Below are 12,553 nucleotides of genomic sequence, written 5' to 3' on the forward strand. Positions count from 1 at the left end.
AGTTGTGGCGAATGATCCGCTTTCTGATACTCGGTGCATCCGCCCACAGGTGCACGACCATGAAGCCGCTCTCACCCTCCCCCGTTTCGCCCTTGAAAATCATTCTGGCCATGGCGTTTGTCGTGGTGTGCTGGGGCTATTCCCCAACCGGCATCCATATCGGCTTGCAGGCCTACGACCCCGTACATCTGGCACTCCTGCGCTTCTTGCTGGCTTCCGTGTTCATGGCCGTGGTCGCGATATTCAAGAGCATTCGCTTACCCGGGCTTCGAGACTTACCGCTGATGTTCGGCCTGGGCTTCTTTGCCGTGAGCCTGCACCACGTGGCGATCAACTTCGGACAGCAGGGTGTCAGCGCCGGCGCTTCGAGCGTCCTGGCCCAGACCACGCCGCTGTTCAGCACATTGATTGCGCGCTTCGTGTTCAAGGATCAGGTGAGCCTGTGGCGCTGGGGTTGTGTACTGCTCGGGCTGCTTGGCGTGGTGATTGTGGTGGCGGGCGACCATGGCCTGGGCAGTCTCGATGCCCACGGCTTGCTGATCCTGCTGGCGGCGCTGTCCTGGAGCCTCTACTTCGCCCTGCAAAAGCATCACACCGGGCGTTACGACGGACTGACGCTGGTGTGTTACACGGTGTGGTCCGGGACGGTGCTGTTGCTGGTTTACTTGCCTGGCCTGGTGGAGCAAGTCGCCCTTGCACCGCCGCACGTGCAGTTTGCGGTGATCGCCCTGGGGATATTCCCCAGTGCCCTGGCCTACCTGGCCTGGGCGTTTGTGCTGGCGCATGTCGATTTGAGCCGGGCGACCATGACGCTGTATTTGACGCCGCCGACGGCGATGGTCATTGCGTCTTATGCGTTGGGTGAGCGGCCGACATTGATGATCGTGGTCGGCGGGCTGGTGGTGTTGACGAGTGTGCTGGCGTTGAATCTGGAGCGGCGGGCTGTCGTTGTTCAGGTTGCCCGGGGCTGATCCATGTTTTTTGCTGCCTGGACTGACGCCTTCGCGAGCAAGCCCGCTCCCACAGGTTCAGGGTCTGCTCAGGAACCGCGGCAAACATAAAACCCTGTGGGAGCGGGCTTGCTCGCGAAGAACGACCACTCGGTATAACTGAAAAAACGCCACCTGATCAGCATCAACTGGGCGAAAACCGGTCACGACTGTTGCTCAGGTGCAACCACATCGCCGCCCGCGCCGCGTCCGGGTCCTGGCGCCTGATGGCATTGAGAATCGCCTCATGCTCGAGGTTGGCCAGCTCGCCGAGTTTGCTCAAGTCCACTGCGCCACGCTCGGCCGCATTGACCCGGGTGCGCGGAATCATGGCACTGCCCAGGTGCTGCATGATCTCGGTGAAGCACAGGTTGCCGGTGGCTTCGGCGATCAGCAGATGAAAACGCCGGTCGGCTTCGACACAGCTGTCGTTGTTAGCCAGCAGGCTTTGATAGTCATCCAGCGCTGCCCGCATCTGCGCCAGTTGCTGATCGCTGCGGCGCATTGCCGCCAATGCGGCCGCCTGGGTTTCCAGGCCCATGCGCAACTCCAGAATGCTGCGGACCCCCAGCGCGGTATCGACATTGAGCCGTAACCCCTGCTCCGGTGCGCGCTCGATCACGAACGTGCCGATGCCATGCCGGGTTTCCACCAGCCCCGAGGCCTGCAACTTCGAGATTGCCTCACGCACCACCGTGCGACTGACCCCGTGTTCCTGAACGATGGTGTTTTCCGACGGCAACTTGTCACCGGGCAACATCTGGCCGAGCAGGATGCGCTGGGTCAGTTTTTCGACCAGGTCATGGGCCAGGTTGTGGCTGCGCTTGCGGGCGGGAGCTTCGAGGTCTTCGTGCATGAGGGTGTCCGGAAATCAGGGCAATCGAATCGTAGCACCGCGCCTGGTGGGAATCTTGAAAAATCTCGCCAAACTTGTATGACAACACTCATCAACACTCCCCTTCCGAGCCATTTCAAAGACCAGAGATCGCCGTAAAAAGAATAAGAACAGTCAGACAACGCGCCATTTTGTTGGAAAAACACAGTTGCACGATGAAAAAATGTAGTTGTATGATGTCTAGCAACAACGCAGCACCCAGCCTTACCCCGCATAAAAATAACGAGTGGGAGAAAACACAGTGAATACATCCATCTCCGGGATGCAGGACGACGCCAATTCAGCGCTGAAGTCCGCCATCGCCAAAGTCAAACGTCACGTCTTGCCGCTGTTCGTCATCATGTTCATCGTCAATTACATAGATCGCGTGAACATCGGCTTCGTCCGCGCCCACATGGAACATGACCTGGGCATTGGCGCTGCCGCCTATGGCCTCGGTGCCGGGCTGTTCTTCATCGGTTATGCGCTGTTCGAAGTGCCCTCCAACATCCTCCTGCAAAAAGTCGGCGCGCGGATCTGGCTGACACGGATCATGCTGACCTGGGGCCTGGTCGCCGCAGGCATGGCATTCATCCAGAACGAAACCCACTTCTACATTCTGCGATTTCTGCTAGGCGTGGCCGAAGCCGGTTTCTTTCCCGGGGTGATCTACTACTTCACCCGCTGGTTGCCCGGCGTGGAGCGCGGCAAGGCGATTGCCATTTTCCTCAGTGGCTCGGCGTTCGCGTCGCTGATCTCAGGCCCCCTGTCCGGTTTGCTCCTGCAAATCGAAGGGCTGGGCCTGCACGGTTGGCAGTGGATGTACTTCATCGAGGGCATGTTTTCGGTGGGGTTGTGCGTGTTCGTCTGGTTCTGGCTGGACTCCAGGCCCCACGACGCCAAATGGCTGAGCCGCGAAGAGCAGGACGCACTGGTCAAGGCCATCGACGACGAACAACTGGCCCGGGAAGCGGCGACCCCCATCAAGCCGTCGCTGGGCAAACTGCTCAAGGATCGCCAGATCATCCTGTTCTGCCTGATCTATTTCTTTATCCAGCTGACCATTTATGCCGCAACCTTCTGGCTGCCCAGCATCATCAAGAAAATGGGCGAGCTGAGCGATGTCCAGGTCGGGCTGTTCAACTCGATTCCGTGGTTGCTGTCGATTGTCGGCATGTACGCCTTCGCTTCGCTGTCGGCCAAATGGAAACACCAGCAAGCCTGGGTTGCAGCCGCCCTGCTGATTGCAGCCGCCGGGATGTTCATGTCCACCACCGGCGGGCCGGTCTTCGCCTTCGTCGCCATCTGCTTTGCAGCACTGGGCTTCAAATCAGCCTCGTCACTGTTCTGGCCGATTCCCCAGGCCTATCTGGATGCGCGCATTGCGGCCGGCGTCATCGCGCTGATCAACTCGGTGGGCAACCTCGGCGGCTTCGTTGCACCGACCACTTTCGGCATGCTGGAAGAACACACCGGCTCCATTCAGGGCGGGCTCTACGGCCTGGCAGCGACCTCGATCATCGCCGCCATCATCGTGTTTGCCGCCCGCAACAAACCCAAATCCGCGCCTGCCGTCGAATCGGCCAAAGCTGCGCCACGTCACGCCTGAAAGGATAAAAAATGACCGCACAAGAAATCGCCAAAGCCCCGATCATCACCAGCATGCAGATTGTTCCGGTGGCCGGCCACGATGGCATGCTGCTCAACCTGAGCGGCGCCCACGGCCCGTTTTTCACTCGCAACATCGTGATCCTCAAGGACAACGCCGGCCACACCGGCGTCGGCGAAGTGCCAGGGGGCGAGCGCATCCGCCAGACCCTGGAAGACGCGCGCAGCCTGGTGGTGGGCAGCCCGATTGGCACCTGGCAGAAGATCCTCAATCAAGTACGCCAGACCTTCGCCGACCGCGATGCCGGTGGCCGTGGTTTGCAAACCTTCGACCTGCGCATCACCATCCACGCGGTCACCGGCCTGGAAGCCGCGTTGCTCGACCTGCTCGGCCAGCATCTGGACGTGCCGGTGGCTGCCCTGCTGGGTGAAGGCCAGCAGCGCGATGAAGTGAAGATGCTCGGCTATCTGTTTTATGTCGGTGATCGCAACGAAACGGACCTCGCCTACCGCAGCGAACCGGACGCCGACAACGACTGGTTCCGCGTACGGCACGAGAAAGCCATGACCGCCGACGCGGTGGTCCGTCTGGCGGTCGCGGCCCATGCCCGTTACGGTTTCAAGGATTTCAAACTCAAGGGCGGCGTGCTCAGTGGCGACGCCGAAATCGAAGCGGTGACTGCGCTGGCCGAACGCTTCCCCGACGCACGCATTACCCTGGACCCGAACGGTGCATGGTCACTGAAAGAGGCCATCCGCCTGTGCCGCGATCAGCACCGCGTGCTGGCCTATGCCGAAGACCCGTGCGGGGCGGAAAACGGTTACTCGGGTCGCGAAGTCATGGCTGAATTCCGCCGGGCCACGGGCCTGAAGACCGCGACCAACATGATCGCCACCGACTGGCGGGAAATGGGCCACGCGATCCAGTTGCAATCGGTCGACATTCCTCTGGCCGACCCGCACTTCTGGACCATGCAGGGTTCGGTGCGCGTGGCGCAGATGTGCCACGAATGGGGTCTGACCTGGGGTTCGCACTCCAACAACCACTTCGACATCTCCCTGGCGATGTTTACCCATGTCGCGGCGGCCGCGCCGGGCGAGATCACGGCGATCGACACCCACTGGATCTGGCAGGACGGCCAGCGCCTGACCAAGGCCCCGCTGCAAATCGTCGACGGCTGCGTGCAGGTTCCGCAGAAGCCGGGGCTGGGGGTGGAGCTGGACATGGATCAACTGGCAAAGGCCCACGAGCTGTACAAAGGCATGGGCCTGGGTGCGCGGGATGACAGCGTGGCGATGCAGTTCCTGATTCCCGGCTGGAAGTTCGATAACAAGCGGCCGTGCCTGCTGCGTTGAATCGCCAAGTGAGTTGAATCAATGGTTGCGCGTGGCCGCCTGTTGGCGGCCTATTTTAAAAAGCGCTCGGAGCATGGCGCTTCACGCCCTAAAATGACGCGCAACTGAATCAACGACGGATGAAACCAACATGGACAGGCTGAAAACCATCGCCGCTTGCATGGCGATATTCGCCGCGGGCCAATGCGTGGCGCAGGATCAAATCGAGACACTGGTGAACGCCGCTGTACAACCGGTGATGCAGGCCGAGGGTATCCACGGCATGGCCGTGGCGGTCACCGTCAACGGCCAACCGCATTACTTCAACTATGGCGTCGCCTCGACAGAAACCGGCAACCCTGTCACACAAGACACCTTGTTCGAAATCGGTTCCGTCAGCAAAACCTTCACCGCCACCCTCGCCGCTTACGCCCAGGCCTCGGGCACACTGACACTGTCGGACAAGGCCAGCCACGTGCTACCGGCCTTGCGCGGCAGTGCTTTCGACCACATCAGCGTGCTGCAACTGGGCACCTACAGCGCTGGCGGCCTGCCGCTGCAATTCCCTGCTGAATCTGATTCGGCCGACAAAATGCTCGACTACTACAAACAATGGAAACCGCTCTACGCCCCCGGCAGCCACCGACTGTATTCGAACCCCAGCCTGGGCCTGTTCGGCTACCTCGCCGCCCACAGCTTGGGCCAGCCGTTTGATGACGCCATGCAAAACACCCTGCTTCCCAAACTCGGTTTGGAGCACACCTACCTGAGGGTGCCGCAGGACCAGATGGCGCTTTACGCCCAGGGCTACAACAAGGACGGCAAACCGGTGCGGGTTGGTCCAGGCGCACTGGACTCCGAGGCGTACGGGGTAAAAACCAGCGCTGCGGACCTGATGGCGTATGTTGAAGCGAACATGAAGCCGTCGCGCCTGGAAAAACCGTTGCAACAGGCAATCGCGTTAACTCATAGCGCCTACTACACCGTTGGCGACATGACCCAGGGCCTCGGTTGGGAGATGTATCGCTACCCGATCACACTGGATCGCTTGCTGGACGGCAACTCCACGCCGATGGCCATAGAGGCGCACAAAGTCCAGTGGCTGAATCCGCCGCAAGCGCAGCCGAAAAACGTGCTGATCAACAAGACAGGTTCAACCGGTGGTTTTGGTGCTTACGTGGCGTACGTGCCATCGAAGGGCATCGGCATTGTGATGCTGGCCAACAAGAATTATCCCAATGCGCAGCGGGTCAGGATCGCCCATCAAATATTGAGTGCCCTTCCCCAATAATTCCTGATCCGTCTGTGGGAGCGAGCTTGCTCGCGATAGCGGTATGACATTCAACATTGATAGCAATTGTTACGACGCCATCGCGAGCAAGCTCGCTCCCACAGGTTCTCTGCTCATCACCAGAATTCCGTGCCGGATCAATCATCCGGCATTTCAGGTGGTTTGGCGGGCTTCGCCGGTTTGCTGTTTTTGCCAGCCTTGGTGCCTTTGGCACCTTTGGCAGCCGGCTCGGCTTCAGCGACGGGAGCGGCCACTGTCGCCGTAAATTCTTTTTCGGCCGCCGGCAACTGATCGACAGCGCTGAAAATCTCTTCCAGCTTGACGGCGTCCGATTGTTCAAGTTTCTTTTCGCCGTCCTTGCCGACCAGTATCACCTTGGTCTTGGCGCCGGCACCCAGTTTGAGCGAGCGGATCAGCGCCGCCGTGTCTTGTGGCCCGAGGTCTTTGCCGTCGCGCTGGCCCATCAGATTGAGCACGGTGTAGAGCACCATGTTACGGTCGGTGAACCCCTTGTGATTGGCCGGCTCATCCAGCGACTTTTTCAGGCTGACCCAGATCGGATCAACGGTGCTTGGTGCGATGACAATCAGTGGCCGGGCTCTGCCCTTGTCCATGTCCAGCGGTGAGCCGTCATCGGCGGCGAACAAGGGGCTGGCGATAGCCAGCAAGGTTGCCAGGGTCAGTGACCTGATGAGCATGCGCATCTCCTTTTGATATCCACGCTCTAATGATTGCGCATCGCGGCGATCGTTCCGGGTGACGTACCGCAATTGTGTTTCGCCTTGCCCCAAGCTTAGGTCAGGGCGGTCATTGCGCAACAGGCTGAGCTAATCTGAAGACTCAAGACAACCCGCATGATCCGCCGTGAGGACTTGCCCATGAGCGCTCAGTTGAACCACACCATCGTCTGGTGCCGGGACAAGCAGGTTTCGGCGAACTTCCTGGCCGGATTGCTCGGCCTGCCCGCCCCCGAGCCCTTCGGGCCGATGCTGGTCGTCCGGCTGGATAACGGCGTGTCACTGGATTTCTACGACAACGATCCGCCGATAGCGTCTCAGCACTATGCGTTTTTGATTGGCGACGAGGATTTCGATGCAGCCTTCGCACGCCTGCAAGCCAGCGGTCAGCCGTGGTGGGCGGATCCGTGCAAGCAGCGGCCAAGGGAAATCAATGATTACGCGGGAGGACGGCGGGTGTATTTCGATGACCCGGACGGGCATCTGCTGGAAATATTCACCCGCGAATGACGCATTGGACTGGCAGTGGTCAGAGTAGGATAAGATGCCTGCAAATCAGGCTCGCTGTGAGTAGCCCCGCATGACAGATAACAGTCGGAACACCACCCGTCTGATCAAGAAGTACCCGAATCGCCGTCTGTATGACACGCACACCAGCAGTCATTTGACCCTTGCGGATATACGCCAATTGGTCGTCGATAAAATCCCGTTCGAGGTGGTCGACGCCAAGACTGGCGAGGATCTGACCCGAAGTATTTTGCTGCAGGTCATTCTGGAAGCCGAAAGTGGCGGTGAGCCGATATTCTCCAGCGAGATGCTCATGGGGATTATCCAGTTCTACGGTCCCTACCAGAGCGTCCTCGGCAGCTACCTGGATAAAAGCATCCAGACGGTCATCGACATCCAGTCCCAGACCGGCGCTCAGTCCTCTGAAGCCTGGAGCAAGTTCATGCACCAGCAAGCACCGGTTATGCAGGATTTGATGCGCCAGTATGTCGACCAGTCAAAAAACCTCTACCTGAACACTCAGAACCTCTTCGGCCTGTTCGGCGGCGTGCCACCAGGCAAGCCAGGTGCCGGTGGCGGGCCGAAAAAAAATGGCGATGGGGAGTAAACCCATCGCCATCAGTGTAACCGCTCTAATGTGACTTACTTGTTACCGCTTGTAGCCTTGGCACCAGGAGCGCTTTTGCCGGCTGCGGCGGTCGCTGCGTCAAAACCGCTCTGGGCAACGTCAGCAGCCTGTTTTACGGCGTTCTGTGCGCTCTCAAAAACGGTACCGGCATTCGCCAGCGACGACTTGAACGCGGCCACAACAGGCTCGGAGCCAGCCGGTGCATTCTTGCTGATCACTTCAACGAACTCTTGCACCTGCTGGGTGCCCACCTCGACCTGACGCGAGGTCAGTTTGGCGATTTCCGAGTGAGTGCCGACAATCAACGCTTGCACTTGGCGATTGAACTCAGCCAGGCGTTCGGCTTGCACATTTGGCTGGGTGAAAGAAGTCTGGAGCTCAGCGAGCCCTTGTAGATCACGGACTGCCAGCAGCTTGCGAATGCCGTCGAACTGCTCCTCGGTGGAGGCCTGCAGAGTCTTGAACTGCAATTGGGTGAGCTGTTCAACGCTGGCGAAGACTTTGCCACTGATTTGCTGCAGGAGGTCGAGGTTGGCTTTCTGAGCGTCTTGCAATTTTTCCGAGTTGAAAAAAGACATGCTTGAATCTCCTGATTCTGAAAAGCCGACATGGGCCTGAGGACGCGATAGCGATCCTGCCGGTCATCGCGTTAGCCTTAATATTGCAGCGCACAAATCCGTTTAGCAATGATTTTTTTGTGCAGCGCACAAAAATCTTTCTTCTCCTGCCTCTATTCGCTATAAACTCCTGACATCGAACAGCCAGCCAAGCCCTCTTTATTAAAGAGGCGCATGCAGCTGCCTCTCATGCATAACGCCAGGAGATCACCATGGGCCAGGAAGATATTATTGCATCGCAATATGAAAAACCCTCCTCTCAACGCGGCCTGTTCGAACACCTGAGTCATCTGCAGCACCTCAACACCCTGAACGTCCTTGATGCTTTGCGCCAACGCCAGGAAAAAACCCTCGCCCCCCTGAAACGGGGTCAACTCAGACAACCCACGCCCACTGACTGGCAGGAATACTTCACCGACCTCGGCCAACGCAGCCTGCTGTTCTGGGACACCCTGCGCCAGCGCGGCGACAATACGCTGGCCCATGAACGCGCCGGGTATCCTCTGCTGCTCAAGTTCGATCATGAAACCCTGATCGCCGGCTCCGATCTCCCACGCCCGGTCAACTATTCACTGCTGCGAATCCTCCCCGGACCAGAGCAAAGAATCGACAGCAACGGCCAGCCGGTGATCATCATTGACCCACGCGGCGGCCACGGCTCCGGAATCGGCGGCTTCAAACAGGATTCGCTATTAGGTGAAAGCCTCAGAGCCGGCCACCCCACCTATTTCATCTCTTTCAGTCACTCGCCACAGCCTGGACAAACCCTGGCCGATATCGTTGAAGCCCAGGCCCGGTTCATCGAAGTCGTCAGCGCCCTTCACCCGACCAACAGCGAACCGATCATCATCGGTAACTGCCAGGCGGGCTGGGCGTTGATGGGACTGGCTGCAACACGACCGGAACTGCCGGGATTGATCATTATCAATGGTGCCCCCTTGTCATACTGGGCCGGTGTCAATGGACGCAATCCGATGCGCTATACCGGAGGCCTGCTGGGTGGCGGCTGGATGGCTCGCTTGGGCAGCGACTTGGGCAATGGCCGCTTTGACGGTACTTGGCTGGTCAGCAATTTCGAAAACCTGGACCCGGCCAACACCTATTGGGGTAAGTACTACCAGTTGTTCAGCCAGGTCGACAGCGAGGCTACGCGCTTCCTCGACTTCGAACGCTGGTGGGGCAGCCCGACCCTGCTCAATGGCGAAGAGATTGAGATGATTGTCGATGACCTTTTCATCGGCAACCAATTGTCCGGTGGTCTCGGCCGCAAGAGCAGCGGCATTGACCTGAAACGGATCGAAGTACCGGTAGTGGTGTTCTGTTCCTACGGAGACAACATCACCCCTCCCCAGCAGGCATTGAACTGGATCGCCGATGTTTATCCCAGCGATCTCGCTTTGCATGACGCAGGACGTACCATCGTCTACCTGCGGCACGCCAGCATCGGCCATTTAGGTATTTTTGTTTCCGGCAAAGTGGCGCGGCGCGAACACCGTGGGATGCTCGGCGCGGTCGAAACCATCAAGGCGCTGCCGGCAGGACTGTATGAAATGCTGATTGACGATCTGCCAAGCTCCTCAGGCAGCGATGACATGCAATACCGAGTGCGTTTCGAATCAAGGCGAATCGCCGATATCCATGATGACGTCGAGCCGGCCCGTGATGACGATCGCGAATTCTCTCTGGTGGAGCGCGCCTCTGAAATCAACAACGCGTTTTACGACGGGTTCATACGTCCGTGGCTGCGTCAGATCGTCAACGAGCCAATTGCCGAACTGTTGCGCAGGGCGCACCCCTTCCATCAGCAGCAAGTGCTATGGAGCAGCCTGAATCCGGCGCTGTGGTGGTTAGCCGGGACCTCCTCCCAAGTGAGCAGTGATCGTCATCCTGCACGCAAAGACAACCCGTTGCTGGCCTGGCAAGCGTTGTTTTCCAACCAGATGCAAGACGCCCTGAATGCTTATCGCGATGTGCGTGACGCCACTCAGGAGCTGTGTTTTTACGGTATTTACGGCGCACTGAGTGCCCTCACCAACAACAAGCCTGTGCGAAATCTCCAGGCACATGCCGACCAGCTGGACCAGGTCCTGATCGAACGCCTGCAGGATGCGCTGCCCCATGGCGGCCCCCTGGAAGCATTAGTGCGGATTCTGTTTTTGCTGGGCCGCGACAGCGACAAGGCGGGCAAGGAAAGCATCGAGAAGCTGATCCAGCAGGTGCACCTGCTGGTCCAGGACTACAGCAATGAGCCCACTGCCCTGCGCGAAGCCATCCGATTGCAGAACTTGCTGGTTTTCGCCCACCCGCAAGAAAGCTTGCGCAGCCTGCCCTTGTTGCTACCAGAGGCAAAGGAACGCCAACAGGTCCTGACAGCCGTTGGGCAATTGATGCCTGAACTGCTAGCGACCGTTGGAGCTCAAGGCGAATTCTGGCGTGAGCTGCACACGTTGCTCGAAGTCCCCCTGCCGGGCTTCAGCCTGACCCAACCACCCAGTGAGACAGTTGTCATCCCGCAGGAGACCCCTTCGCAGCCATCTCCGTCGCCGCAGATCACACCACCGCCCGCTCCTGCCATCGAAGTTAAAGCCCCGAAGCGCAAAGCGAGCAAAGGGACAACAGGCCCCAAGCCTCAATGACCCTTCACAAGGGATTAGCGGTGCATCCGTTCGGCGGAGCCTGCGATCTTTTGATCTCTGTACAGACCGATGGGGTTCATGGATCCGACCCGCGCGACCTTTTCGACCACAGGCGACAACTCGTCGGTTCGATACTGACCGGGGGTCATACCGAACCAACGGATGCATGCCTTATGGAAGCTGCTGTGATCATGGAAGCCGAGCAGGCAAGTCACATGCTTCATGTTGAAATGAGAATGGCGCAAATAGAAGTCAGCCATCTGCCGGCGCACATCGTTCAGGACGTCCTTGAATTGCGTGCCATCCTTCTCAAGGCCTCGTTGAAGCGTTCGCTTGCTGATATTCAGTGCCGCCGCAATCGATTCCATATCACATTGCCCTTGGCCTTGCCCCTGGCTCAAGCGCTCGGTAATCAGCGCGCGAATCCTGCCAACGATAAAGTAACCGGACAACAGGTCCAATTGAGCCTCGGCAAAACTGTCATGGAGCGTGGCCAATGCCTCGTTGGCCATGCTCAACGGACTCAGAAGCTCCTGGCCATCGAACAAGATGCTGTCATATGCCGCCCCGAAACTCAGCGGACAGTCAAAAAGCCGCTGATGCTCCGACGTGTCTTCAGGTTCGGGATAAGTGAACTCCACACTCAACGGTTGCGGCGACTTGCCACCTGCCAGCCAACGGCAGAAACCCAGCAGCGAAGCCAACGCTGCATCCGTGTATTGCCGGGGTTTGACCGAGCCATGTTGCTGATGATCGAGACTGGCCAATCGGTAATGCTGCTGCTCCCTGACAAGGAAAAGGCTGAATCCGGTCCCGATCAACGGGCTGAAACGAACCAGACGTTCAAGCGCTCTTTTCAGATTCGAACTGGACATCATCGTGTAGCCCACGATCTGAAAACTACTGGGATGGAATTCCCCGTAGGCTTTCAAACCGATATTCACATCATCCGAAGCCTGAGCAGCCAGGTCCCAAAGACGATAGATCACGCTTCGCTCGCAGAATGCTCCTGGTGTATTCACGAACCCGACATCCAGTCCCGCCTCCTGGCACAGACCGGCAAGGTCCAGTCCTTGGGCCAAAAACGTATTCGCCAGCATGCTGGCATAGCCTGAACTCATTCTATACATGGCGTCCTCATTGACCAATGGAACCGAACGTCCTGTCCGGAGCCGATACTGACATGCGCTGAACATATTTCAACAGTGTTTCAGTAATATTAACTATCCATTGAGTTTTAAGAATTGATCCCAGTATGGGTGCTCCTCATTTTTTTGCCAGCAGGCCAAAACACCCGCGTGGCACCGATGGACAGGAGAACGTCACCTACA

At 58.5% G+C, this 12,553-nt stretch carries 11 protein-coding genes; 7 read left to right on the forward strand and 4 right to left on the reverse strand.

What is annotated here, in order from left to right; all coding sequences use genetic code 11:
• Positions 1 to 59 precede the first annotated feature (59 nt).
• On the forward strand, positions 60 to 971 hold the full coding sequence (locus tag ABIA48_RS04950) for a DMT family transporter (RefSeq protein WP_429487276.1): 912 nt from the start codon (positions 60 to 62) through the stop codon (positions 969 to 971).
• 163 nt (positions 972 to 1,134) lie between these two features.
• Here ABIA48_RS04950 and ABIA48_RS04955 read toward each other — a convergent pair whose 3' ends face one another.
• Positions 1,135 to 1,845 (reverse strand): FadR/GntR family transcriptional regulator, encoded by a 711-nt coding sequence (locus tag ABIA48_RS04955; RefSeq protein ID WP_277530196.1) that lies wholly within the window; start codon positions 1,843 to 1,845, stop codon positions 1,135 to 1,137.
• 280 nt (positions 1,846 to 2,125) lie between these two features.
• Between ABIA48_RS04955 and ABIA48_RS04960 the strand changes: the two genes are divergently transcribed.
• The 3 genes from ABIA48_RS04960 (at position 2,126) to ampC (ending at position 6,097) form a co-directional block, all read left to right on the forward strand.
• Complete coding sequence (locus ABIA48_RS04960) at positions 2,126 to 3,472, forward strand: MFS transporter (RefSeq protein ID WP_429487277.1); 1,347 nt, start codon at positions 2,126 to 2,128, stop codon at positions 3,470 to 3,472.
• Between the two features lie 11 nt (positions 3,473 to 3,483).
• Positions 3,484 to 4,827 (forward strand): glucarate dehydratase, encoded by a 1,344-nt coding sequence (gene gudD / locus ABIA48_RS04965; RefSeq protein ID WP_429487278.1) that lies wholly within the window; start codon positions 3,484 to 3,486, stop codon positions 4,825 to 4,827.
• Positions 4,828 to 4,987: 160 nt separating this feature from the next.
• Positions 4,988 to 6,097: a class C beta-lactamase gene (gene ampC / locus ABIA48_RS04970; protein ID WP_429492792.1), complete on the forward strand. Its 1,110-nt coding sequence runs from the start codon at positions 4,988 to 4,990 to the stop codon at positions 6,095 to 6,097.
• Between the two features lie 137 nt (positions 6,098 to 6,234).
• Here the strand turns inward: ampC and ABIA48_RS04975 are convergent, their stop codons facing one another.
• On the reverse strand, positions 6,235 to 6,795 hold the full coding sequence (locus tag ABIA48_RS04975; protein ID WP_429487279.1) for a DUF4174 domain-containing protein: 561 nt from the start codon (positions 6,793 to 6,795) through the stop codon (positions 6,235 to 6,237).
• Between the two features lie 180 nt (positions 6,796 to 6,975).
• Here ABIA48_RS04975 and ABIA48_RS04980 point away from each other — a divergent pair, with 180 nt between their 5' ends.
• Positions 6,976 to 7,344: a VOC family protein gene (locus ABIA48_RS04980; protein WP_429487280.1), complete on the forward strand. Its 369-nt coding sequence runs from the start codon at positions 6,976 to 6,978 to the stop codon at positions 7,342 to 7,344.
• A gap of 70 nt (positions 7,345 to 7,414) precedes the next feature.
• A complete protein-coding gene (gene phaR, locus ABIA48_RS04985; RefSeq protein WP_429487281.1) occupies positions 7,415 to 7,948 on the forward strand; it encodes a polyhydroxyalkanoate synthesis repressor PhaR in 534 nt (177 codons plus the stop codon).
• Positions 7,949 to 7,983: 35 nt separating this feature from the next.
• On the opposite strand, the gene phaP is transcribed toward phaR, so the two are convergent.
• Positions 7,984 to 8,547 (reverse strand): TIGR01841 family phasin, encoded by a 564-nt coding sequence (phaP, locus tag ABIA48_RS04990; RefSeq protein WP_277530209.1) that lies wholly within the window; start codon positions 8,545 to 8,547, stop codon positions 7,984 to 7,986.
• Between the two features lie 251 nt (positions 8,548 to 8,798).
• Between phaP and ABIA48_RS04995 the strand changes: the two genes are divergently transcribed.
• Positions 8,799 to 11,222 (forward strand): DUF3141 domain-containing protein, encoded by a 2,424-nt coding sequence (locus tag ABIA48_RS04995; protein ID WP_429487282.1) that lies wholly within the window; start codon positions 8,799 to 8,801, stop codon positions 11,220 to 11,222.
• Positions 11,223 to 11,236: 14 nt separating this feature from the next.
• Here ABIA48_RS04995 and ABIA48_RS05000 read toward each other — a convergent pair whose 3' ends face one another.
• Entirely contained in the window at positions 11,237 to 12,352 is a 1,116-nt protein-coding gene (locus ABIA48_RS05000; RefSeq protein WP_429487283.1) for an AraC family transcriptional regulator, read from the reverse strand.
• Positions 12,353 to 12,553 lie beyond the last annotated feature (201 nt).

Origin of the sequence: Pseudomonas sp. S30_BP2TU TE3576 (assembly GCF_050436025.1) — a bacterium.
In the GTDB taxonomy this organism is placed as follows: Bacteria; Pseudomonadota; Gammaproteobacteria; order Pseudomonadales; family Pseudomonadaceae; genus Aquipseudomonas.

Excerpts from the sequence above, each read along its gene's own strand:
- ABIA48_RS04950 (WP_429487276.1), top strand. The coding sequence starts at position 60 with ATGAAGCCGCTCTCACCCTCCCCCGTTTCGCCCTTGAAAATCATTCTG.
- ABIA48_RS04955 (WP_277530196.1), bottom strand. The coding sequence starts at position 1,845 with ATGCACGAAGACCTCGAAGCTCCCGCCCGCAAGCGCAGCCACAACCTG.
- gudD (WP_429487278.1), top strand. The coding sequence starts at position 3,484 with ATGACCGCACAAGAAATCGCCAAAGCCCCGATCATCACCAGCATGCAG.
- ampC (WP_429492792.1), top strand. The coding sequence starts at position 4,988 with ATGGCGATATTCGCCGCGGGCCAATGCGTGGCGCAGGATCAAATCGAG.
- ABIA48_RS04975 (WP_429487279.1), bottom strand. The coding sequence starts at position 6,795 with ATGCTCATCAGGTCACTGACCCTGGCAACCTTGCTGGCTATCGCCAGC.
- ABIA48_RS04980 (WP_429487280.1), top strand. The coding sequence starts at position 6,976 with ATGAGCGCTCAGTTGAACCACACCATCGTCTGGTGCCGGGACAAGCAG.
- phaR (WP_429487281.1), top strand. The coding sequence starts at position 7,415 with ATGACAGATAACAGTCGGAACACCACCCGTCTGATCAAGAAGTACCCG.
- phaP (WP_277530209.1), bottom strand. The coding sequence starts at position 8,547 with ATGTCTTTTTTCAACTCGGAAAAATTGCAAGACGCTCAGAAAGCCAAC.
- ABIA48_RS04995 (WP_429487282.1), top strand. The coding sequence starts at position 8,799 with ATGGGCCAGGAAGATATTATTGCATCGCAATATGAAAAACCCTCCTCT.
- ABIA48_RS05000 (WP_429487283.1), bottom strand. The coding sequence starts at position 12,352 with ATGTATAGAATGAGTTCAGGCTATGCCAGCATGCTGGCGAATACGTTT.